The 21,905-nt window shown below is 38.4% G+C and carries 22 protein-coding genes and 1 riboswitch; of the genes, 18 read left to right on the top strand and 4 right to left on the bottom strand.

What is annotated here, in order from left to right:
- The first annotated feature begins 8 nt into the window (after window positions 1-8).
- The 11 genes from GZ996_RS05035 to GZ996_RS04985 all read left to right on the top strand — a co-directional run bounded on the left by GZ996_RS05035 (window position 9) and on the right by GZ996_RS04985 (window position 10,379).
- The gene (locus GZ996_RS05035; RefSeq protein ID WP_156805243.1) at window positions 9-1,163 is read left to right on the top strand and encodes an ABC transporter ATP-binding protein; all 1,155 of its coding nucleotides are present in this window, start codon (window positions 9-11) and stop codon (window positions 1,161-1,163) included.
- A complete protein-coding gene (locus GZ996_RS05030) occupies window positions 1,147-1,944 on the top strand; it encodes an ABC transporter permease (RefSeq protein WP_156805242.1) in 798 nt (265 codons plus the stop codon). Before GZ996_RS05035 ends, GZ996_RS05030 begins: the two co-directional genes overlap by 17 nt.
- Window positions 1,941-2,717, top strand: a complete 777-nt coding sequence (locus GZ996_RS05025) for an ABC transporter permease (RefSeq protein WP_156805241.1) — start codon at window positions 1,941-1,943, stop codon at window positions 2,715-2,717. The genes GZ996_RS05030 and GZ996_RS05025 overlap by 4 nt, the downstream gene beginning before the upstream one ends.
- On the top strand, window positions 2,710-3,777 hold the full coding sequence (locus tag GZ996_RS05020; RefSeq protein ID WP_161980822.1) for an ABC transporter substrate-binding protein: 1,068 nt from the start codon (window positions 2,710-2,712) through the stop codon (window positions 3,775-3,777). The genes GZ996_RS05025 and GZ996_RS05020 overlap by 8 nt, the downstream gene beginning before the upstream one ends.
- Window positions 3,778-4,151: 374 nt before the next feature.
- A complete protein-coding gene (locus GZ996_RS05015) occupies window positions 4,152-5,705 on the top strand; it encodes a 2-isopropylmalate synthase (RefSeq protein ID WP_161980821.1) in 1,554 nt (517 codons plus the stop codon).
- Between the two features lie 9 nt (window positions 5,706-5,714).
- A complete protein-coding gene (gene leuB, locus GZ996_RS05010; RefSeq protein WP_162011478.1) occupies window positions 5,715-6,755 on the top strand; it encodes a 3-isopropylmalate dehydrogenase in 1,041 nt (346 codons plus the stop codon).
- A complete protein-coding gene (locus tag GZ996_RS05005; RefSeq protein ID WP_156805237.1) occupies window positions 6,752-7,024 on the top strand; it encodes a DUF1294 domain-containing protein in 273 nt (90 codons plus the stop codon). Before leuB ends, GZ996_RS05005 begins: the two co-directional genes overlap by 4 nt.
- Window positions 7,025-7,033: 9 nt before the next feature.
- Window positions 7,034-8,413, top strand: coding sequence for a 3-isopropylmalate dehydratase large subunit (gene leuC, locus GZ996_RS05000; RefSeq protein ID WP_162011477.1), 1,380 nt, complete (start codon window positions 7,034-7,036; stop codon window positions 8,411-8,413).
- Window positions 8,414-8,416: 3 nt separating this feature from the next.
- On the top strand, window positions 8,417-9,004 hold the full coding sequence (gene leuD / locus GZ996_RS04995; RefSeq protein ID WP_162011476.1) for a 3-isopropylmalate dehydratase small subunit: 588 nt from the start codon (window positions 8,417-8,419) through the stop codon (window positions 9,002-9,004).
- Window positions 9,005-9,053: 49 nt separating this feature from the next.
- A complete protein-coding gene (locus tag GZ996_RS04990; protein ID WP_156805234.1) occupies window positions 9,054-9,839 on the top strand; it encodes an L-threonylcarbamoyladenylate synthase in 786 nt (261 codons plus the stop codon).
- A gap of 72 nt (window positions 9,840-9,911) precedes the next feature.
- Window positions 9,912-10,379 (top strand): 8-oxo-dGTP diphosphatase, encoded by a 468-nt coding sequence (locus tag GZ996_RS04985; RefSeq protein ID WP_156805233.1) that lies wholly within the window; start codon window positions 9,912-9,914, stop codon window positions 10,377-10,379.
- Window positions 10,380-10,411: 32 nt separating this feature from the next.
- Here the strand turns inward: GZ996_RS04985 and GZ996_RS11870 are convergent, their stop codons facing one another.
- The 3 genes from GZ996_RS11870 to GZ996_RS04975 all read right to left on the bottom strand — a co-directional run bounded on the left by GZ996_RS11870 (window position 10,412) and on the right by GZ996_RS04975 (window position 12,802).
- Window positions 10,412-10,927 carry a tetratricopeptide repeat protein gene (locus tag GZ996_RS11870; RefSeq protein ID WP_238386397.1) on the bottom strand — a complete coding sequence of 172 codons (516 nt, stop codon included), beginning with the start codon at window positions 10,925-10,927 and terminating at the stop codon, window positions 10,412-10,414.
- Entirely contained in the window at window positions 10,884-11,432 is a 549-nt protein-coding gene (locus GZ996_RS11865) for a helix-turn-helix domain-containing protein (RefSeq protein ID WP_232323165.1), read from the bottom strand. Before GZ996_RS11865 ends, GZ996_RS11870 begins: the two co-directional genes overlap by 44 nt.
- Before the next feature lie 191 nt (window positions 11,433-11,623).
- On the bottom strand, window positions 11,624-12,802 hold the full coding sequence (locus tag GZ996_RS04975; protein ID WP_338014793.1) for a DUF6688 domain-containing protein: 1,179 nt from the start codon (window positions 12,800-12,802) through the stop codon (window positions 11,624-11,626).
- 130 nt (window positions 12,803-12,932) lie between these two features.
- On the opposite strand from GZ996_RS04975, the gene GZ996_RS04970 reads away from it, so the two are divergent.
- From GZ996_RS04970 to pyrE, 6 genes are all read left to right on the top strand, one after another.
- The gene (locus GZ996_RS04970; protein ID WP_162011474.1) at window positions 12,933-13,796 is read left to right on the top strand and encodes a bifunctional methylenetetrahydrofolate dehydrogenase/methenyltetrahydrofolate cyclohydrolase; all 864 of its coding nucleotides are present in this window, start codon (window positions 12,933-12,935) and stop codon (window positions 13,794-13,796) included.
- 2 nt (window positions 13,797-13,798) lie between these two features.
- Window positions 13,799-14,485, top strand: coding sequence for a ribonuclease III (gene rnc, locus GZ996_RS04965; RefSeq protein WP_162011473.1), 687 nt, complete (start codon window positions 13,799-13,801; stop codon window positions 14,483-14,485).
- A 47-nt stretch (window positions 14,486-14,532) separates the two neighbouring features.
- Window positions 14,533-18,072, top strand: coding sequence for a chromosome segregation protein SMC (gene smc / locus GZ996_RS04960; protein ID WP_162011472.1), 3,540 nt, complete (start codon window positions 14,533-14,535; stop codon window positions 18,070-18,072).
- Window positions 18,073-18,743: 671 nt separating this feature from the next.
- Window positions 18,744-19,436, top strand: coding sequence for an orotidine-5'-phosphate decarboxylase (pyrF, locus tag GZ996_RS04955; RefSeq protein ID WP_162011471.1), 693 nt, complete (start codon window positions 18,744-18,746; stop codon window positions 19,434-19,436).
- Window positions 19,429-19,767: an inorganic diphosphatase gene (locus tag GZ996_RS04950; protein ID WP_161978918.1), complete on the top strand. Its 339-nt coding sequence runs from the start codon at window positions 19,429-19,431 to the stop codon at window positions 19,765-19,767. Before pyrF ends, GZ996_RS04950 begins: the two co-directional genes overlap by 8 nt.
- Window positions 19,767-20,396 carry an orotate phosphoribosyltransferase gene (gene pyrE / locus GZ996_RS04945; protein ID WP_162011488.1) on the top strand — a complete coding sequence of 210 codons (630 nt, stop codon included), beginning with the start codon at window positions 19,767-19,769 and terminating at the stop codon, window positions 20,394-20,396. Before GZ996_RS04950 ends, pyrE begins: the two co-directional genes overlap by 1 nt.
- A gap of 36 nt (window positions 20,397-20,432) precedes the next feature.
- Here pyrE and GZ996_RS04940 read toward each other — a convergent pair whose 3' ends face one another.
- Window positions 20,433-20,999, bottom strand: coding sequence for a folate family ECF transporter S component (locus GZ996_RS04940; RefSeq protein WP_162011470.1), 567 nt, complete (start codon window positions 20,997-20,999; stop codon window positions 20,433-20,435).
- Window positions 21,000-21,048: 49 nt separating this feature from the next.
- Window positions 21,049-21,140: riboswitch (THF riboswitch) on the bottom strand.
- Window positions 21,141-21,298: 158 nt separating this feature from the next.
- On the opposite strand from GZ996_RS04940, the gene GZ996_RS04935 reads away from it, so the two are divergent.
- The gene (locus GZ996_RS04935; protein WP_162011469.1) at window positions 21,299-21,859 is read left to right on the top strand and encodes a GNAT family N-acetyltransferase; all 561 of its coding nucleotides are present in this window, start codon (window positions 21,299-21,301) and stop codon (window positions 21,857-21,859) included.
- Window positions 21,860-21,905: the final 46 nt, after the last annotated feature.

Raw genomic sequence — 21,905 nt, 5'->3', positions numbered from 1 at the left:
AAAGTTAATTGACAAATCCGATTATTGCATTTGAAAATGTAACAAAAATATTTGAAGATAGTGGTACTCAAGTACTTAAAAATATTAATTTCGAACTAGAAGAAGGCAAATTTTATACTCTACTTGGTGCTTCTGGTTCTGGTAAATCAACTATTTTAAACATTATTGCTGGTTTATTAGATGCTACAAGCGGTGATGTTTACTTAGATGGTAAACGTATCAATGATGTGCCAACGAATAAACGTGATGTGCATACTGTCTTTCAGAACTATGCCCTCTTCCCTCATATGACAGTAGCAGAGAATGTGGCATTTCCTTTAGTAATTAAAAAAGTTGATAAAAAAGAAATTGCTGAACGTGTGGCTGAAGCGCTTAAAATGGTACGTTTAGAAGGATATGAAAAGCGTTCCATTCATAAATTATCTGGTGGTCAGCGCCAACGTGTCGCCATTGCTCGTGCCATTATCAATCAACCTCGTGTAGTACTTCTGGATGAGCCACTGTCAGCTCTAGACCTGAAATTGCGTACAGAAATGCAGTATGAATTGCGTGAATTGCAACAACGTTTAGGAATTACCTTTGTTTTTGTTACCCACGATCAAGAAGAAGCTCTTGCTATGTCAGACTGGATTTTTGTCATGAATGACGGTGAGATTGTTCAGTCTGGAACACCAGTTGATATTTATGATGAGCCAATCAACCACTTTGTTGCTACTTTCATCGGTGAATCTAATATTTTGTCAGGCGTCATGATTGAAGACTACTTGGTTGAATTTAATGGCAAACGATTTGAAGCTGTTGATGGGGGTATGAGACCAAATGAACCAGTTGAAGTTGTTATTCGTCCAGAAGATTTACGTATCACTCTTCCTGAAGAAGGAAAATTACAGGTTACCGTAGATACCCAGCTTTTCCGTGGTGTTCACTATGAAATTATAGCCTATGACAATCTTGGAAATGAATGGATGATTCATTCAACACGTAAGGCTATTGTTGGAGAAATAATCGGGCTTGATTTTGAGCCAGAAGATATTCATATCATGCGTCTCAATGAAACAGAAGAGGAATTTGATGCTCGTATTGAAGAGTACGTAGAAGTAGAAGAAGTAGAAGACGGACTTATCAATGCAATTGAGGAGGAACGTCATGAAGAAAACCTCTAATATTGCATTTTCAATTCCCTACTTACTGTGGATTATTTTCTTTGTTTTAGCTCCTGTTGCCTTACTACTCTGGAAATCATTTTTTGATATTGAAGGAAACTTTACATTAGCAAACTATGGTACTTTTTTTTCAAGTTGGACTTATCTCAAAATGAGTTTCAATTCAATTATTTATGCTGCTATTGTCACCTTAGCGACCTTTCTGATTGCTTACCCAACAGCGCTCTTTTTGACCCGTCTTAAACATAAACAGCTTTTTTTAATGCTGGTTATTCTACCAACTTGGGTTAATCTTTTGTTAAAAGCTTACGCCTTTATGGGAATTTTTGGACAACAAGGTGGAGTTAATGCTTTCCTAGAGTTTATGGGAATCGGTGCAAAGCAAATTTTATTCACTGATTTTTCATTTATTTTTGTAGCGGCATATATTGAACTACCTTTTATGATTTTGCCCATTTTTAATGCTCTTGATGATATTGATGAGAATTTGATAAATGCAAGTCGTGATCTTGGAGCTACAAATACTCAAACATTTCGAAAAGTTACCTTCCCTTTGTCGCTTAATGGGGTGCGCTCTGGTATTCAAGCAGTCTTTATTCCATCCTTATCTCTCTTTATGTTGACGCGTTTAATTGGAGGAAATCGTGTCATTACCTTAGGAACCGCTATTGAACAACATTTCCTAACCACTCAAAACTGGGGAATGGGAGCGACCATAGGTGTGATTTTAATTGTTGCTATGATTGTAACAATGTGGGTGACAAAGGAGAGACAACAATGAAAAAATTAGCAAATCTATATCTTGCACTTGTTTTCCTTATCCTCTATATTCCTATCGCCTACTTGATCTTTTATTCTTTTAATGCAGGTGATGATATGAATGCATTTACAGGAATGACACTCGAACATTATGAAACAATGTTTGGAGATAGTCGTTTAATGTTGATTTTGGTAGAAACTTTCTTTCTTGCCTTCTTATCAGCTCTTATTGCAACTATTATTGGAACTTTTGGAGCTATTTTTATCCATCAGACACAACGCCGTTTCCAGAATGGTTTGTTATCAGCTAACAATGTCTTGATGGTAGCACCAGATGTTATGATTGGGGCAAGTTTCTTAATTCTTTTTACGACTATAGGATTTAAATTAGGTGAACTCTCAGTTTTACTTAGTCATGTGGCCTTTTCTATTCCGATTGTGGTTTTAATGGTCTTGCCACGTCTGAAAGAAATGAACTACGATATGGTCAATGCGGCCTATGATTTAGGAGCAACCCGCTTTCAAATGATGAAAGAAGTGATGTTGCCTTATCTGACACCAGGGATTATTGCAGGGTATTTCATGGCTTTTACCTATTCACTGGATGATTTTGCTGTCACCTTCTTTGTGACTGGAAATGGTTTCTCAACTCTTTCTGTCGAAATCTATTCACGAGCACGTCAAGGCATTTCACTTGAAATCAATGCTCTTTCCACTATTGTATTTCTCTTTAGTATCCTATTAGTTATCGGTTACTATTTCATTTCACAGGAGAGGGAGAATAAGAATGCGTAGATTATATTCGTTTATCGGTGGTATTCTAGCTATTGTAGCTCTGCTATTCGGCCTTAGCCTTATCATGAAACAAAGTAGTGGTAGTGCCTCAGATAAATTGGTCATCTATAATTGGGGAGATTATATTGATCCTGAGTTACTAGATAAATTTACAAAAGAAACTGGAATTAAGGTGCAATATGAAACTTTTGATTCCAATGAAGCCATGTATACAAAGATTAAACAAGGTGGGACTACTTATGATTTGGCAGTTCCTTCTGACTATATGATTGATAAGATGATCAAAGAGAACTTGTTAGTTAAATTGGATCATGCTAAAATACAGGGATTAGATAATATTGGTTCTGAATTTATGGGGCATAGTTTTGATTCTAAAAATGACTATTCGATTCCTTATTTTTGGGGGACCGTAGGTATTGTTTACAATACGAAGATGTTAAAAGAAGCTCCTGAACACTGGGAAGATCTGTGGCGAGAAGAATATCGTAATGATATCTTGCTTGTTGATGGAGCTCGTGAAGTCATGGGATTTGGGCTTAATAGTTTTGGCTATAGCTTAAATAGTAAAGATAAGGTGGAACTGGCTGTTGTTGAAGCAAAATTGAACGAATTAACACCTAACGTTAAGGCAATCGTTGGTGACGAGCTAAAACATTATATGATTCAGGGAGATGCAGCCATCGGAGTATCCTTCTCTGGAGAAGCTAGTGAAATGCTTGATGGTAATGAAGACCTTGTCTATGTTGTTCCAAGCGAAGGGTCAAATTTGTGGTTTGATAATATTGTCATTCCTAAGACTGTGAAGCACCCAAAAGAGGCATATGCTTTTATTAACTTTATGTTAACTCCTGAAAACGCTGCACAGAATGCGGAATATATCGGTTATGCGACACCTAATACCAAAGCCAAGGAACTTTTACCAGAAGAAATCACTTCTGATAAGGCCTTCTACCCAGACCAAGAAACCATTGAAAATCTGGAAGTTTATGATAACCTTGGTCAAAAATGGTTAGGGATTTACAATGACCTTTATTTACAATTCAAAATGTACCGTAAATAAGATATAACGTAGAAGAAGTTGGAATCCAGCTTCTTTTTACATTAGCTATTCGTATGTTAAAGAAAGTCGAATATAACACTTTTAGAACGAAATAATGCTTTAAAAGAGAAAGTATGATACTCATTAAAGAAAATAGGAAAATAATTATCATTTTCCACTTGACAGAATTATCAGAAAAATATAGAATATTCATTAAATTAAATTGAAACACAAAGGAGTCAATCAAATGGAATTCACAATGACAACTGTTTTGCTATTGAGAATATCGGGCTAGTGCAAGAGCATTAGTCCTGTTTGGCTTACCAAGCGGGAAGTGAACACCTCGCTTGGTTTCCAGTGAGGTGTTTTTAAGTTTTTAGAAAGTGGTAATTGAGATGCGTAAAGTAGAATTTTTAGATACAACGTTAAGAGACGGAGAACAAACTCCAGGAGTCAATTTTTCAATAAAGGAAAAAGTAGCTATCGCTAAACAACTTGAAAAATGGGGAATTTCAGCAATCGAAGCGGGTTTCCCAGCAGCTAGTCCCGATTCTTTTGAGGCGGTTAGGCAAATAGCTAAGACGATGAAAACTACTGCTGTATCTGGTTTAGCTCGTTCTGTAAAATCAGATATTGATGCTTGTTATGAGGCAATTAAGGAGGCTAAATATCCTCAAATGCATGTCTTTATCGCTACAAGCCCTATACATCGTGAGTTTAAATTAAAAAAATCAAAAGAGGAAATTTTAAACATTATTAAAGAACATGTTAGCTATGCTCGTTCTAAGGTAGAAGTGGTTGAATTTTCTCCTGAAGATGCAACAAGGACTGAACTGGATTTTCTTCTTCAGGTTGTTCAAACAGCCGTTGATGCTGGGGCAACCTACATCAATGTTCCTGACACGGTTGGTTTTACAACACCTGAAGAATATGGGGAGATCTTTAAGTTTCTTATTGAAAATGTTAAATCAGATAGAGAGATTATTTTTAGTCCGCATTGTCACAACGACCTTGGAATGGCAGTAGCCAATACCTTATCTGCTATTAAAAATGGAGCAGGTCGTATTGAAGGAACCTTAAATGGAATCGGTGAGCGGGCAGGCAATGCGGCTCTTGAGGAAGTTGCTGTAGCGCTTAGTATTCGCGAGGATTATTATCAAGCTAGCTCTGCTATTGTTCTAAAAGAAACCATTAATACTGCTGAAATGGTGTCACGCTTTTCTGGAATTCCAATTCCTCGAAATAAGGCGGTTGTAGGTGGTAATGCCTTCTCACATGAATCTGGTATCCATCAGGATGGCGTTCTTAAAAATCCATTGACTTATGAAATTATTACACCTGAGTTAGTTGGTGTGAAGCGCAATTCACTTCCACTTGGAAAACTATCTGGTCGTCATGCATTTATTGAGAAATTAAAAGAGCTTGACTTAGAATTTGAAGAAGATGAAGTCTCAGTTTTATTTGCTAAATTTAAAGCCTTAGCTGATAAAAAACAAGAAATTACGGATGCAGATATTACTGCTCTTGTTGCAGGTGCTAAAATTGAAAATCCAGAAGGTTTCCATTTTGGCAATTTGAGACTTGCCTCAAATCCTGATGACACGGTAACAGCAGTAATTACTATGGTTAATAATGACCAAGAATTTGTTGACGTTACAGCTGACGGTAAGGGATCGGTGGAAGCTACCTATAACGCCATTGACCAGTTCTTTCATCAAGAAGTCAAATTGCTCAGTTACAATATGGATGCTGTTACAGATGGGATTGACGCGCAGGCACGCGTTACGGTTTCAATTGAAAATAGTGAAACTGGTACGATATTCAATGCGTCAGGAATTGATTTTGATGTGATGAAAGCTGGTGCAATCGCCTATATCAATGCTAATGTCTTTGTCCAGAAAGAAAATGCTGGTGAAATTGGTCACCGACTATCAGAAAAAGAAATGTAAGGTATGTGAATGACAAATAAAATTGTAACCTTAGCAGGGGACGGAATTGGTCCTGAAATCATGGCGGCAGGTTTAGAAGTTCTAAAAGCTGTCGCAGAAAAAATCGGATTTGATTATGAAATAGATGCTCAGCCATTTGGAGGAGCAGGAATTGATGCTACGGGGCATCCGCTTCCTGGTGAGACATTAGAGGCAGCGAAAGCTGCGGATGCTATTTTACTTGCAGCAATTGGAAGTCCTAAGTATGATACTTGCCCGATTCGACCAGAACAAGGTCTTTTGAGCCTCCGAAAAGAATTGGGTCTCTATGCTAATATTCGACCTGTCAAAATCTTTGATGCTATTAAACACCTATCACCTCTAAAAACAGACCGACTGGAAGACATAGATTTTGTGGTTGTCCGTGAATTGACTGGCGGAATTTATTTCGGTGAGCATATTTTAGAAACTGACAGGGCGCGTGACCACAACGATTATACTTCTGAGGAAATTCGTCGTATCATGGTCGAAGCCTTTGAATTAGCTAAGACAAGGCGCAAAAAGGTTACAAGCATCGATAAACAAAATGTTCTTGCTACCTCAAAATTATGGCGAAAAGTAGCTGAAGAGGTCGCAAAAGATTATCCTGATGTGATTTTAGAAAATCAATTAGTCGATAGCGCAGCTATGCTCATGATAACAAATCCAGCTCAATTTGATGTGATTGTTACAGAAAATCTTTTTGGAGATATTTTATCGGATGAAGCATCGGTCTTGCCTGGAACATTGGGTGTTATGCCATCAGCTAGTCATTCGGCAACAGCTCCAAGCCTTTATGAACCTATTCATGGGTCGGCTCCAGATATTGCTGGAAAAGGCATTGCCAATCCGATTTCTATGATTTTATCGGTTGCCATGATGCTCCGTGAGTCTTTTGATGAAAAAACAGGTGCAGAGATGATTGAAAGAGCTATTGAAAAAACATTGGCACAAGGTATATTAACTAAAGATATGGGCGGAGCTACTACAACTGATGAAATGACTGCAGTCATTATAGGTAATTTAGAATGAAGCTAGCAATCGTTATTTTGTTAATATGGAACTTAATTGTTTTCATGACTTATGGCATTGACAAACATAAATCAGTTGCAAATAAATGGCGCATTTCTGAAAAATCCCTATTACTAATGACCCTATGTGCGGGTGGATTAGGAGCCTTGTTAGGAGGAGAAATGTTTCATCATAAGACTAGAAAGTGGTATTTTCAACTTGCTTGGTACCTAGGGATTTTGATTCAGGCAGTGATCTGCTATGGACTTTGGTACGTAAAGCAAGGATAAGGGGAAGTTATGAGTGGACAATCTATTTTTGATAAATTATGGGACCGTCATGTCATTACGGGTAAAGAGGGTGAACCTCAACTCATGTACGTTGACCAACATTACATTCATGAAGTAACAAGCCCGCAAGCTTTTGATGGCTTAAGAGAAGCAGGACGTCAAGTTCGTAGACCAGACTTGACCTTCGGGACTTTTGACCACAACGTTCCAACGGTTAATATACACGACATTCGGGATGTGATTTCCAAAGCCCAAATGGACGCTCTTGCTCGAAATGTGAAGGAATTTGGGATTCCACACGCGCCGCATGGCTCCCCAAATCAAGGAATCGTCCATATGATTGGTCCAGAGATGGGGTTAACCCAGCCTGGAAAATTCATTGTTTGTGGAGATAGCCACACCGCTACACATGGTGCTTTCGGAGCCATTGCCTTTGGGATTGGAACGACAGAAGTGGAGCATGTTTTTGCTACCCAAACCATCTGGCAAGTCAAACCAAAGAAGTTATTGGTGAGATTTACAGGAACAGCACCTAAAGGCATCTATGCCAAAGATTATATTCTGGCCTTAATCGCCAAATATGGTGTAGCTCTAGGAGTTGGCTATGTGGTCGAATACACGGGTGATGCTATTGACCGATTGACGATGGAAGAGCGGATGACCATCTGCAATATGTCTATTGAATTTGGTTCTAAAATGGGCATTATGAATCCAGACCAAACAACCTTTGATTATCTAGCAGATAAAAAACATAGACCTAAAGATTTTGAAGTGGCTATAGCTGACTGGAAGACATTGATTTCAGATACAGATGCCCAGTATGATAAGGTCATTGAGATGGATGTATCAGAGTTGGTACCTATGGTGACCTGGGGAACCAATCCTTCAATGGGGGTACGGTTTGACCAACCGTTTCCAGCCATTCGTGACCTTAATGATGAGCGTGCCTATAACTACATGGGCTTAAAACCTGGACAAACAGCTGATGGGATAGACATTGGATATGTCTTTCTTGGTTCTTGCACCAATGCCCGCCTCAGTGACTTGCAAATTGCTGCTAAAATTGTCGCTGGGAAAAAAGTAGCCAAAGGCGTCACAGCTATTGTAGTTCCTGGATCTAGACCTGTAAAACAAGCGGCTGAACAACTTGGTTTAGATAACATTTTTATCGAAGCGGGCTTTGAATGGCGTGATCCTGGCTGTTCCATGTGTCTGGGTATGAATCCAGACAAGGTTCCAGCTGGTGTACATTGCGCCTCGACAAGCAATCGTAATTTTGAAGACCGGCAGGGTGTAGGAGCTAAAACACATCTTTGTAGCCCAGCCATGGCAGCTGCAGCCGCAATAGCCGGGAAATTTATAGACGTCAGAACATTGGAGGTGAGTTAAACGATGGAAGCATTTACCATTTATACAGGAACTACGGTCCCTTTGATGAATGATAATATTGACACAGACCAAATCCTTCCCAAGCAGTTTCTAAAGTTGATTGATAAAAAAGGATTTGGCAAATACCTCATGTATGAGTGGCGATATCTAGACGATAACTATACTGAGGATCCTGAGTTTATCTTTAATACACCACCTTATCGCAAGGCCACCATTTTAATCACAGGAGATAATTTTGGGGCTGGCTCCTCTCGTGAACATGCGGCTTGGGCACTTGCAGATTATGGTTTTAAGGTAATCATTGCTGGATCCTTTGGGGACATTCACTATAATAATGACCTCAATAACGGCATTTTACCCATTGCGCAGCCCTTGGAGGTTCGTCAACAATTAGCAGCGCTGCAACCGACAGATGAGGTGACCATTAACCTCTATGATCAAAAAATCCTATCTCCTGTTGGTGAGTTTTCCTTTGAGATTGATGCTGACTGGAAAAACAAATTACTCAAGGGACTGGATGATATTGGTATTACGCTAGAATACGCGGATGCCATTGCTGAATATGAAAAAAATCGACCATCTTATTGGTAAGAATAACCTGATGGTCAACACATTAAAAAGAAAGAAATAGGTAATTATCATGACTAAACACGTACATTGGAACGGACAACTTAACCAAGAAGGCTTTGATATTCTTAACGGCGATGGCGGCTGTATTGTAACCCCTACAAAAGTCGGCTATATCATCATGACTAGTGACCGTGCTGGCCTTGAGCGTAAATTTGAGGCAAAAGAGCGTAACCGTAACAAACCTGGTGTTGTTTTATGCGGAAGCATGGCAGAGCTCCGTGAGCTAGCTCAGTTAACCCCAGAAATTGATGCCTTTTACCAAAAACATTGGGATGAAGACATTCTTCTAGGTTGTATCCTCCCTTGGAAACCAGAAGCCTATGAGAAATTAAAGGCTTACGGTGATGGTCGTGAAGAATTGATGACTGATGTCCGCGGCACTTCATGTTTTGTGATTAAGTTTGGTGTGGCTGGTGAACAAATCGCCAAAGAAATGTGGGAAAAAGAAGGCAAAATGGTTTATGCCTCATCAGCAAACCCATCTGGTAAAGGTAACCGTGGTAAGGTTGAAGGTATTGGTGAACGTATCGAAAATACCGTTGACCTTGTGATTGAAGCAGATGATTATGTCGCTTCTATCCAACCTGATAAAACGGTAGAAACGCGCTATGAACAGGGGGTTATGGTATCAATGGTTGATAAGGATGGTAAACTTATCCCAGAACAAGGCGCAGGTAGCCGTTCGATTGACAACTGCCCAGTGGTCATCCGTAAAGGGCTTGATATTGATAAAATCATGATGCACCTCTCAGACCACTTTAACTCATGGAACTACCGTCAAGGGGAATATTATTAAGGGAAGTTAAAAGGCGTTGTTAAGCGCCTTTTTCTATGGTATAATATTAAAAACTAATATATCGGGGTGACTATGCCAAGAAGCGAAGAAGTGATTTTAACGAATATGTGTATGATTGAAAATGAGCGTGGCGAGGTTGTCATGCAAATCCGAAATCCAGACCGCTATGCTTGGGATGGCGCAGCATATCCAGGAGGACACATTGAGAAAGGCGAAAGTTTACACGAATCTGTTGTCCGAGAAGTTTATGAAGAGACAGGATTGACCATTAAAAATCCAAGATTGATTGGTGTCAAGCATTTTCACACAAGAGGAGAAGGTATCCGTTATCTTGTATTTCTCTACAAGGCAACTGAATTTGAAGGGGACATCAGATCATCTGAAGAAGGAGAAATCAAGTGGGTTCCAAAAACTGATTTTAAAACAATTGATTTGGCAGACTCTATGGATGATATTATCCAATTCTATGAGGAGAAAAATGCGTCTGAACTGTTCTACCTTCGAGATGTGAATGATATTTTACAGAGACAGTTTTTATAAGTAAAAAGCTCCTACCGGAGCTTTTTGAAATTCTAGGACAGTTTATCTATCTTCTCTTTGATTCGTTCAATGTAGGCACTAAAGCGTAAGCCCCATTCATCACGTAGAACTACCAAAACCTTACGGTAGGATTTAACTGCATTTTCAGGTTCTCCAAGGAAGGTGTAGCAGAGAGCTATGGATTCATAGTAATCCGTGTAGCGTGGTTTTTCCTGTGCTTCAAAAGCTTTTTCCCAGATAGGAATAGCGGAGCGATACTCTTCGTTTCGACAGAGTTCATTGGCAATAGAAAAGAGGATACGCCAGTCATCGGAATACTGATTTGCTAAAATTAAATAGTTTTCTTTAACTTGACTAAAACCTTTTTCCTTCTCTTCAATATAAACGTTATAAAAATCGTTTAAACTGTCAGGATTTTGTACATAAGATTCAGATAAAACGTCCTTTGCTTCTCTAATACGACCATCAGCCAGAAGATTGTCCAGCAAGTACCAATAAAGACGTTTATTTTCTGGGGTAGTTTTTAATGTTTTTTTGATAATAATCAATCAATTGATAATGAGAACCCGTATCCCAGTCAGTTAGAACACCGTCAGAAGCATTATTAATAATGTTAATATCAAATTGACTATTTGGTTGGAGTTCTAAGGCTTTTTTAGCATAAGAAACAGCTAAAGTTCGTAGTTGATTGCCATGAGAATAGTAAAGAGCTGCTAGCTCATGATTTACTCGATATTCTAATGGATTTTGATGAAGGTCATCCAATAAAAATTGCTCAAAATTCTCAAATTCACGATGCGATAGCCTATAACCACTCTCCAGCTGGCTAACAATTTTCTCATACATTTTATCCTTAGTATAGTCAAAAAGGTCATCAATGCTAATTCCAAAAATAGTAGCGATTTCTGGTAGTAAACTAATGTCAGGCATAGCAACATTGGTCTCCCATTTAGAGATTGCTTGATTAGAGATACCTAGGTTGTCGGCAAATTGTGTCTGATTTAATCCCGAAGCTAGTCTGAAACTTTTTATTTTGTCACCTATTGTTTGCATGAGATATTAACCTCTATTCATAATATTAAGAGCTCTTGTAACTCTAATTGTAAAACGAACCATTTCTAAAAACAATCGAAAATAAGTTGTATTTGATAGCTATTTGGTTGATTAGTTGAATTGAGGATTTCTATCGCTAAAATAAGACCACTGAGAATAAAGTACTCACATTTAAAGTTATTAAAAGCTTATCATCTTTCTGGTTTTGGGATATATTGCAGTGCAATACGGTTTTCAGGTTTTGAATCACAAAGATAGATAATCATCAAGAACAACCATTCTAAGGGTTTCATTAAAAAGTAGATAACGTCTGCCTGCCACGGTGACTTGATATGCTTAGCAAATGAATAACCGTAGGTGTCGTAAATGTACCTAATTAGCTTATGGATACGTGGTATTTTCTCTTCAATGATTTGCTCAAAGGCATTTGCAATTAGCAATTGACGATTAACCACAATACGGTGACCATGACGAACGCCCATACGAATAGGTTTGACAATCTTTCGATGACCGGATGCCCCAACGGTACAGAGATAATGCTCATCGTAGAAAATATCTGGAGGAGCCACCTTTGTTGATAAGGTCCAATCACTTGTTTCAGTCCATGCTTTAATCATATAATCAGGTTCCTGTCCAAATAAGGTCAAAAGACTGATTGCTATTCCTAAAACTGGTAGCATCAAGCATAGACTTAATAAATGCCAGTTGGTAGAAGAGTGTAGTAACTGATGACATTTTATCTGCCAATTCTTTTGTGTGTTTACTGTAATATTACTCTGACGATAAGTGATAATGACTTTCCTAAAGGATCTGAGATAAATCACATAAACATTAAAAAGATATAATCCGATTCCCCAAATATTAAGATAACCAAGTTGAATGGCAAAGATGGCTAAGGTTATTAGACCGATGTAGGAGAAGCTAAAGCCTATTGCCAGAATAAGAGGTGGACATTTTTTGATAGGAATTGATGTTAAAATCATATAACCGATCAATCCTAGACCTAAAAGAACAATAATGGTTGGGAAAGCTGCTGTATAAATAGGAGAATGGGTCTGATAATCATAGAGTTGAGTGTGCCAATCTTGCCATGGTTTAGTATCAACCTTGAGTACGATAAGAAAATATGATAACAATCCTCCTAAAAACATGCTAGCTAAATCAAATAGGCGTGTATCTGATAAAGCTTTTTTGAAGTATTTAAGGTTAAGATAGGTCAAATAAAGGGGGAGAGGATATATTAGGGGAGATGTGAATAGGAAACCAAATAAATGGAAAAATGTATCCAATATATTTCCTTTTTGATAAATAAAGATAGCAATTACTATAGATAGAAAAAAGCATAATAAAAAAATTTTAAAAGTTTTCATAATGCCATTATATATTAATTCATAAAAAATAAAAATAAATGATAGTATATTCAAGTGATATTGGCAGATGAAATCTTACTGAATATTTGATATAATGGTAGTACTTTTATCTTTCAAAGGGGGATTGTTTATGGCTCAAATAATTGATGGAAAAGGTTTGGCTCAGCAGATACAACATGAATTATCAAAAAAAGTTCAACTCTTAAAAAGTCAGCACGGTGTGGTTCCAGGTCTAGTCGTGATTTTAGTTGGAGATAATCCTGCAAGTCAAGTCTATGTTCGTAATAAAGAACGCTCTGCCCTAGCAGCAGGTTTTTTGAGTGAGACTGTGCGCTTGCCAGAGTCAACAACTGAAGAAGCCCTCCTAAATGTAGTAAAAAAATATAATCAAGATGATCGATTTCACGGTATTTTAGTCCAATTACCCCTGCCAGAACATATTAACGAACAAAACGTTTTATTAGCTATTAACCCTGAAAAAGATGTGGATGGTTTTCATCCAACAAATATGGGAAATCTCTGGTCTGGAAATCGGGTGATGGTCCCATGTACACCAGCTGGTATTATGAAAATGCTTGAGGCATATCAGGTAGAGATTGAAGGTAAGACGGCTGTTGTTATCGGCCGTAGCAATATTGTTGGAAAACCTATGGCACACTTGCTTATTGAACAAAATGCAACAGTGACACTGACACATTCAAAAACACAAAATTTACCAGAAGTTTGTCAAACAGCAGACATTTTAGTTGTCGCTATTGGTCGTGGGCATTTTGTGACAAAGGATTTTGTGAAATCTGGCGCCGTTGTCATTGATGTAGGCATGAACCGTGATGAAAATGGAAAATTAATTGGAGATGTCAAATTTGATGAGGTAGCTGAGATAGCTAGTCTTATCACTCCTGTCCCTGGTGGCGTAGGGCCGATGACAATTACCATGTTATTAGAGCAAACCTATAAAGCAGCTTTGCGTAGCTCTTCTTCAAAAGAGGAATAAAAATGGATAAATTAGAAAAACTTTTAAATGATCGTTTCGGAATCGTTTTTACAAATAAAGCGATTCTAGAAACTGCTTTTACTCATACAAGTTATGCTAACGAGCATCGTGCCCTAAATATTTCACATAATGAACGCTTGGAATTTTTAGGAGACGCTGCCCTACAATTAACCATATCTCGTTATCTTTATAAAAAATACCCTGATATGCCAGAGGGAGACATGTCAAAATTGCGTTCAACGATTGTCCGTGAAGAATCACTGGCTGGATTTTCACGGCAATGTGGTTTTGAACATCACATCAAGTTAGGTCGTGGTGAAGAAAAAACTGGCGGACGTAATCGACCAGCAATTTTAGGTGATTTGTTTGAAGCATTCTTAGGAGCTTTACTACTAGATAAAGGTATCTCGGAAGTTGAAGACTTCTTAAATCAAGTGATGATTCCGCAAGTTGAAATTGGTAATTATGAACGCGTTAAAGATTATAAAACCAGCTTACAAGAACTGCTTCAAGTAAATGGAGAAGTAACGATTACCTATCAGGTTATTAATGAAACAGGTCCAGCTCATGATAAAGTCTTTGAGATTGTTGTTTTAGTTAATGGCGAAAAATTAAGTAGAGGTAAAGGAAAATCGAAAAAATTAGCTGAACAAGAAGCAGCTAAAAATGCACTTGAACAATTACAATAATATTGCAAAGTGGTTATTGAACCACAACTTTTCTTACTGAGGACATTATGTTTCTAAAAAAAATTGAAATGCAAGGATTTAAATCTTTTGCTGATAAAACTAAAGTGGAATTTGATCAAGGGGTTACAGCGGTCGTTGGACCAAATGGTTCTGGAAAATCAAACATCACAGAAAGTTTGCGTTGGGCCTTGGGGGAATCTTCGGCCAAAAGCTTACGTGGCGGAAAGATGCCAGATGTTATCTTTGCTGGTACGCAAAATCGAAAACCTTTAAATTATGCTGAAGTGACAGTAATATTGGACAATTCAGATGGTTTTATTGCTGATAAACCAGAAGAAATCCGAGTTGAGCGCCATATTTATCGTAATGGGGATAGCGATTACCTAATTGATGGTAAAAAAGTTCGTCTTAAAGATATCCATGATCTTTTTATGGATACAGGTCTAGGGAGAGACTCATTTTCGATTATTTCCCAAGGTAGGGTGGAAACTATCTTTAATTCAAAACCTGAGGAACGGCGTGCAATTTTCGAAGAAGCGGCGGGAGTACTCAAATACAAAACTCGCAAGAAAGAGACTGAGTCCAAACTGAATCAGACCCAGGACAATCTCGACCGTTTAGAAGATATTATCTATGAACTTAATAATCAACTAAAACCTCTTGAAAAACAAGCTGAAACGGCTAAGCGTTTCCAAATATTAGAAACGGAGCGAAAAGCTCTCCAACTCGATATCCTTGTTCATGATATAATTACTTTTAGGGAAAAATGGCAGAGCAAGGAAAATGATTTAGCCCAAACCAAAGAAGAACTGACAGCTTATTATCAACAACGTGACTATTTAGAACAAGAAAATCAAAAATTAAAAACCAAACGTCATGAATTGAATAATCAAAGCTCCGAATACCAAACTGAGCTTATGAATTTGACACGTTTGAAATCAGATTTACAAAGGCAAATTGATCTTTTAACACTTGAATCAAGTCAAAATGAAGAGAAAAAGGCTGATGCAGGTAAACGTCTCAATCAGATGAAAGCTGATAAAGAGTCTCTTGAACATTCCAAAGTTGAAAAAGAAGCTCTCTTGGTAGAAATTACAGAACAATTGCATATCAAAAAATCTGAAATTTGTTCTATAGAGTCTCAACTAGAAAAATTTTCGACGGATCCAGATCAATTAATAGAAAATCTTCGTGAAGACTTTGTCAAGCTCATGGAAAAAGAAGCTGACCTTTCTAATGCACTGACATCCACACAAGCTGAAATTGATAATAGAATTCAAGCTCTCGAAAGTAAATCAACTGAACTTGCAGGACTTTTAGCTGAAAAAGCAGATCTTGAAGAGGATGAAGAGCTAAAAAAACATGCGCACCAAGAAATTGTTAATCAGGTCCAAACACTTTTAATAGAATATCAGACAGTTGCTCAAAAGCTTGAACACATTCAACACAATTACCAAACTCAGCAACAAAAGATGTTTGACTTATTAGACCAAGTTAAAAACAAGGAAGCGCGTCAGCAGTCTCTTTTGGCCATTCAAAAAAATCACAGCAACTTTTTTGCTGGCGTTAAGGCAGTGTTGCAAAACGCCTCTCAGATTGGAGGCATTATCGGTGCTGTTAGTGAACACTTGACATTTGAGACGACTTACCAAACAGCTATCGAAATTGCTCTTGGTGGTTCTAGTCAACATATCATTGTTGAGAATGAGGCTTCTGCAAAAGCTGGTATTGATTTTTTGAAAAAAAATCGCTCTGGACGTGCAACATTTCTACCTCTAACGACGATTAAATCCCGTGAAGTTTCAGGTTTTAATCGACAAAAACTTGAAACAGCCAATGGATTTCTTGGATTTGCGAATGATTTAGTGACTTTTGAACCAAGATTAACTACTATTTTTGAAAATCTGTTGGGAACAACGGCTATTTTTGAGACCATTGATCATGCTAATTCAGCAGCTCGCTTAGTCAATTTCCAAGTTCGTTTGGTAACACTTGATGGTTCTGAAATTCGTCCAGGAGGCTCTTTTGCTGGCGGTTCTAATCGTCAAAATTCAACGACTTTTATTAAACCTGAGTTAGATGCTTTAGAGCAAGAATTATCTTCATTACAAAATAGCTTACGCCAACAGGAAAAAATCGTTGAAGAGAGTCAAAAAGAACTTCGCGAGGCCGAGGACAAACTTGTCAAAATTAAAGATTCTGGAGAAAAAGCTAGATTATCAGAACAGACTACCCAGTTTGCCTATAAGCAAGTATCAGAGCGCTTAGAACAAGTTCGTAAGCTATGCACAGCTCTTCAGAACCAATCAGATCAAGAAGCCACTCATGAATTAGAAGAAAAAAAATCGAACTTATTAGCACAGCTTTTAGCTATTGAAAAAGAGAAAAAACAAGTTTCTGATAATTTATCAGAAATCAAGAGAGATAAAGATAGTATCACTGCTAAGGTGACCGAACTCAATCAGCAGTTATCGCAATATCGTCTTGAAGAACGAGAGTACATGAGTGAAGAGCGTTTTGAACGAGCAAACCTTAATCGTATCTTATCTGAAATTAGCTCTTTAGATCAAGAAATCGTTACTTTGGAAAATTGGATAACTGCTGCGCCTTCAACTATTGATACAGAGCAATTGCCGATTCTGTCAAAACAATTAGAAGAAGCCGGTAGGCGCCACGCTGAAGCTGAACAAGCTTTGATTCGCCTAAAATTTGAAGTTGAAGACTGTGAAGCAAGTCTCGAGGATATAGAAGAACAATTACAAAAAGCAAGTCATAAAAATGAAGGATTGATTCGTCAGCAAGCACAACTGGAGGCTGAGATTTCTAATCTCTCTGAAAAATTGCAGAGCTTTGCACGTTTATTAACCGAAGACTATCAGATGAGTTTTGAGGAAGCTAAAATTCAAGCTAATCCACTGGAAAATCTAGCTTTAGCGCGTCAAAACCTTTCCGATCTCAGTCGTCAAATCAAAGTATTAGGTCCAATCAATTTGGATGCTATCGCCCAATATGATGACGTTTCTGAACGTTTAACTTTCTTAAGTACGCAGAGAGATGATTTGATTCACGCTAAAAACTTGCTACTGGATACAATTCATGATATGGATGATGAAGTTAAACTGCGTTTCAAATCAACGTTTGAAGCCATTCGCGAAAGCTTCAAGCAAACATTTACCCAGATGTTTGGAGGAGGGACTGCTGATCTTATCTTGACAGAGGGAGATTTATTGACAGCAGGAGTAGAAATTTCTGTGCAACCACCAGGTAAAAAAATTCAGTCATTAAATCTCATGTCGGGTGGAGAAAAAGCACTATCAGCCCTAGCTTTGCTATTTGCAATTATTCGCGTTAAAACGATTCCGTTTGTGATTTTGGACGAAGTTGAAGCCGCCCTTGATGAAGCAAATGTGAAACGATTTGGCGATTACCTCAATCGCTTTGACAAAGATAGTCAATTTATCGTTGTGACCCACCGAAAAGGGACAATGGCAGCTGCTGATAGTATTTATGGCGTTACCATGCAGGAATCAGGAGTGTCTAAGATTGTCTCTGTTAAACTCAAAGATGCAGAGAAAATGGTTAACTAGACTAATGGGGATCCGTTCTTAGGAACGGGCTCCTTTTTTGCACACAGTCTTGTAATCGTTTGTATTTTGTGATAAACATGGTATAGTATATGTGAGAAAGGTATAAATAAAAAAATGGCTTCTGATAAAACGATTGTCCATTAGAGTTTTTTATGATGTCCTAATAAATCCATGCAGTTCGGGTTGAAACTATAATTTATCAGCATGTTTCTCTTATTAGCTGTCGTGATTTTTGATAGTATTTTACAAGCTCATATCGTGGAAGATTATCAAAAGATTACTGTTTTGTTGCTCCTTGGTTTAGAGACGACATTATTCTAGGCTCGCTAAATTTAGTCGATACAACTACGTGGTTTTCTCTCGGAATTCACCTCGTATTTCCTTGTCTGGCAATTCTGATATTGCTGACTTTGCTGACAAGGTATCGCATTGCCCAATGGTTTCGCAAAATAGTTTAATCTCACATTTTTTCTTGACTTTCCTCAAAAACTAACCTATAATTTAGTAAATTAACCTTTAAGTCAATCCAGAGAGGTTGACAAGGTGACCTTTCTGAGGATTGGTCGTACGACAAAGAAAAAGAGTTAAAGCTGGTGTCGCTTTAGGTCTATTGTGGCGTAAACCTTGTCTCTCTGGGACAGGTTTTTTATTGTAGAAAGGAAACCTAGTCCATGCGAGAAAATCGTCCTGTTATTGCCCTTGACTTCCCAACGTTTGAGGATGTTAAGGGATTTCTAGCCCAATTTCCTAAGGAGGAAAAGCTCTTTGTCAAAGTGGGGATGGAGCTCTACTATGCCTGTGGTTCTGACATTGTGACCTATATCAAGTCACTAGGTCACAGAATCTTTCTTGATTTGAAACTGCATGATATTCCCAATACGGTGCGTTCCGCAATGGCTGTGCTGGCAACATTGGGGGTTGATATGACCAATGTTCATGCGGCTGGCGGCGTTGAGATGATGCAGGCTGCGCGTGAAGGGTTGGGAGAAGGACCAATCTTGATTGCCGTGACACAATTAACATCAACATCTGAAGCACAAATGCAGGCTGACCAAAATATTCAGACCAGTCTAACAGATTCTGTCCTCAACTACGCTCGTAAAACAGCAGAAGCAGGTCTAGATGGTGTCGTCTGCTCAGCTCATGAGGTTGAAGCCATCAAAACTGCTACATCAAGCAACTTCGTCTGCCTAACACCAGGGATTCGTCCTAGTGGTTCTGCTATTGGCGACCAAAAACGCGTCATGACACCAAGCGAAGCGAGAATCATCGGCTCAGACTATATCGTTGTAGGACGACCGATTACACAGGCAGAGGATCCTGTGACGGCTTACCAAGCGATTAAGGAAGAGTGGAATGGTTAGAAAGAGTTATCAGGTCATCATTGATAGACCTATGGGGTTTCGAGATCATTTTGGAAATAGCTATCCTGTTAACTATGGCTACATTCCTGAATTGTTTGCAGGAGATGGTGAGGAGCAAGATGTTTACATTATCTCTCAGCATGTTTCACAGCCTTTGACGACTTTTTTCGGAGAATTGGTGGCCATCATTCATCGTAAAGATGATGTGGAAGACAAATGGATACTAACCTCTCCAGGAGAAAATCTAACGCTTGAAGCTATTCAGTCACAGACTTATTTTATCGAACAATACTTTACATCAAGCATTGAGATGCTAGAGGAGGAGAAATGATGACATTAGCAGCGCAAATCGCATCAGATTTATTGGATATTAAGGCAGTTTATTTGAAACCTGAGGAGCCGTTTACTTGGGCTTCTGGTATCAAGTCACCGATTTACACTGACAATCGTATTACGTTGTCTTATCCCGAAACACGCACACTCATTGAAAATGGCTTTGTTGAACAGATCAAAGCACATTTCCCAGAAGTGGAAGTGATTGCAGGAACAGCGACAGCGGGTATTCCTCACGGTGCCATTATTGCTGATAAGATGAATTTGCCGTTTGCCTATATCCGTAGCCAACCAAAAGATCACGGAGCAGGAAATCAGATTGAAGGGCGCGTGGTTAAAGGTCAAAAAATGGTCATCATTGAGGACTTGATTTCAACTGGTGGGTCAGTGCTTGATGCTGTTGCAGCTGCTAAACGTGAAGGCGCCGATGTGCTTGGTGTAGCAGCTATCTTCACTTATGAATTGCCAAAGGCAGCTAAAAACTTTGAAGAAGCAGAGGTCAAGTTGGTCACCCTATCTAACTACACTGAGTTAATCAAGGTGGCTAAGGTACAAGGTTATATCACATCTGATGGGCTACAATTATTGAAGAAATTCAAAGAGAATCAAGACACCTGGCAGGATTAAACGAAAAAAGAGCGGGGATGAACGCTCTTTATTTGTTTATTTAGTTAGTCCCATTAATTTGCGCAATTCAGGGATACGTTGTAATTGTGGGAGAATGGCCATAGTGGCGATGATACGAATAGGAAGTTCAAAGATTTTCAACCATCGACCAGCGATATACTGTGCTACAAATCCATAATTAAAGTAAATTTGTAACAGCAATGGAGTCATGATAAAGGTGCTGAATAACATGATGATTGATATGGCAAGACTGACATAAATCCAATTCTTTTTAGATGTCCAGCTCAGCTCTTTTCCATAAAATAAAAGGCCGTAGAGAAGACCCGTAGTCGCTTCCATCAATGTCCAAGCTGGCAAGAAATTAGCTGCATCTGGTGACAGAAAAATAGTAGATAAGTCTAGAATAGCAAGGCTAAAAAAGCCCCAGATTGGACCAGCAATAGCCCCAATAACAGCATTTACCAAGAATGTAAAGGTAAATTGTAACTGATTAGGAATAATGCGAATGTCAAATTGACTGATGACAAAGGCAATGGCAACTAACATTGCTAACGTTACGAGGCGTTGCGTGGTCAGTTTAGGCAATTTGAAAAAAGTTTTCATTAAAAAGGCTCCTTTTCTATTGGAGCTGTTACATCAAGCGTTCTTGATTAACAGCGGATGCAATGATTCACCGCGCCATAAGGCTTCGTTGTGCGACAACATCCCATTCACACACACTTAACGCGAATCATCTACTCTGTGTAAGTAAACTTACTAGATCATTGTAACATAGGAAGAGAGAGTAAACAATACAAAAAGCTCGAAAACGATAATTTAAAACCACATTTTATTGATATATGTTCATTTACAACTCGGTGTTTCTATAGTAAAATAGACTAAAATTTCTTGGAGGAATCCTTATGAAGCCTATTGGTACCCAGACAATCAAAACAAACCGGCTCATTTTGAGACGGTGGCGATTAGAAGATGCTAAAGCCATGTTTCAGAATTGGGCTTCTGATGTTGAAAATACTCAGTACGTTCCTTGGGAGACTCATCAGACGCTAGCTGATACAGAAGAATTTCTGACTGAGCGCGTGAAGGATTATTCATCAGGCGAGGTATTTCGGTGGGCGATAACCCTGCATGATAATCCGACAGTCGTGATCGGTGACATCAGTGTTGTCTCCATACGAACCAATGTCAACGAAGCTGAAATTGGCTACATTCTCAGTAAACAATATTGGAACCAAGGTGTGATGACTAAGGCTCTAGCTGCTGTTATAGATTTTCTCTTTGACCAAGCAGACTTTGACCGTATTGTTGCAGGTTTCTTAGCTGAAAATATTGCTTCTGGTCGTGTGATTGAAAAAGCTGGCATGAGCTATGAAGGTACTTTTAGGCAAGCTATGAAAGTAAAGGGTAAGATTTATGATTATATTTGCTACGGCCTTTTAAAAAGCGATTGGCTAGCTGATTAACTAAAATACAGAAAAAATAGGTTTGAGCTCTTCTGCTTTAGACTAA

This window comes from Streptococcus sp. S784/96/1 (assembly GCF_902729355.1).
Lineage (GTDB): Bacteria > Bacillota > Bacilli > Lactobacillales > Streptococcaceae > Streptococcus > Streptococcus caledonicus.
Note: the sequence above shows the minus strand (reverse complement) of the source record. Positions and strands in the feature narration are given on the sequence as shown.

What these genes read in the sequence shown, in the direction of transcription:
- GZ996_RS05030 (WP_156805242.1), top strand. Translation starts at nt 1,147, where the DNA reads ATGAAGAAAACCTCTAATATTGCATTTTCAATTCCCTACTTACTGTGG.
- GZ996_RS05020 (WP_161980822.1), top strand. Translation starts at nt 2,710, where the DNA reads ATGCGTAGATTATATTCGTTTATCGGTGGTATTCTAGCTATTGTAGCT.
- GZ996_RS04940 (WP_162011470.1), bottom strand. Translation starts at nt 20,999, where the DNA reads ATGAAAACTTTTTTCAAATTGCCTAAACTGACCACGCAACGCCTCGTA.
- GZ996_RS04950 (WP_161978918.1), top strand. Translation starts at nt 19,429, where the DNA reads ATGGTTAGAAAGAGTTATCAGGTCATCATTGATAGACCTATGGGGTTT.
- smc (WP_162011472.1), top strand. Translation starts at nt 14,533, where the DNA reads ATGTTTCTAAAAAAAATTGAAATGCAAGGATTTAAATCTTTTGCTGAT.
- leuB (WP_162011478.1), top strand. Translation starts at nt 5,715, where the DNA reads ATGACAAATAAAATTGTAACCTTAGCAGGGGACGGAATTGGTCCTGAA.
- GZ996_RS11865 (WP_232323165.1), bottom strand. Translation starts at nt 11,432, where the DNA reads ATGCAAACAATAGGTGACAAAATAAAAAGTTTCAGACTAGCTTCGGGA.
- leuC (WP_162011477.1), top strand. Translation starts at nt 7,034, where the DNA reads ATGAGTGGACAATCTATTTTTGATAAATTATGGGACCGTCATGTCATT.
- GZ996_RS04935 (WP_162011469.1), top strand. Translation starts at nt 21,299, where the DNA reads ATGAAGCCTATTGGTACCCAGACAATCAAAACAAACCGGCTCATTTTG.
- leuD (WP_162011476.1), top strand. Translation starts at nt 8,417, where the DNA reads ATGGAAGCATTTACCATTTATACAGGAACTACGGTCCCTTTGATGAAT.
- GZ996_RS04975 (WP_338014793.1), bottom strand. Translation starts at nt 12,802, where the DNA reads ATGAAAACTTTTAAAATTTTTTTATTATGCTTTTTTCTATCTATAGTA.
- GZ996_RS05025 (WP_156805241.1), top strand. Translation starts at nt 1,941, where the DNA reads ATGAAAAAATTAGCAAATCTATATCTTGCACTTGTTTTCCTTATCCTC.
- pyrE (WP_162011488.1), top strand. Translation starts at nt 19,767, where the DNA reads ATGACATTAGCAGCGCAAATCGCATCAGATTTATTGGATATTAAGGCA.
- GZ996_RS05005 (WP_156805237.1), top strand. Translation starts at nt 6,752, where the DNA reads ATGAAGCTAGCAATCGTTATTTTGTTAATATGGAACTTAATTGTTTTC.
- GZ996_RS04990 (WP_156805234.1), top strand. Translation starts at nt 9,054, where the DNA reads ATGACTAAACACGTACATTGGAACGGACAACTTAACCAAGAAGGCTTT.
- pyrF (WP_162011471.1), top strand. Translation starts at nt 18,744, where the DNA reads ATGCGAGAAAATCGTCCTGTTATTGCCCTTGACTTCCCAACGTTTGAG.
- GZ996_RS05015 (WP_161980821.1), top strand. Translation starts at nt 4,152, where the DNA reads ATGCGTAAAGTAGAATTTTTAGATACAACGTTAAGAGACGGAGAACAA.
- GZ996_RS04985 (WP_156805233.1), top strand. Translation starts at nt 9,912, where the DNA reads ATGCCAAGAAGCGAAGAAGTGATTTTAACGAATATGTGTATGATTGAA.
- rnc (WP_162011473.1), top strand. Translation starts at nt 13,799, where the DNA reads ATGGATAAATTAGAAAAACTTTTAAATGATCGTTTCGGAATCGTTTTT.
- GZ996_RS04970 (WP_162011474.1), top strand. Translation starts at nt 12,933, where the DNA reads ATGGCTCAAATAATTGATGGAAAAGGTTTGGCTCAGCAGATACAACAT.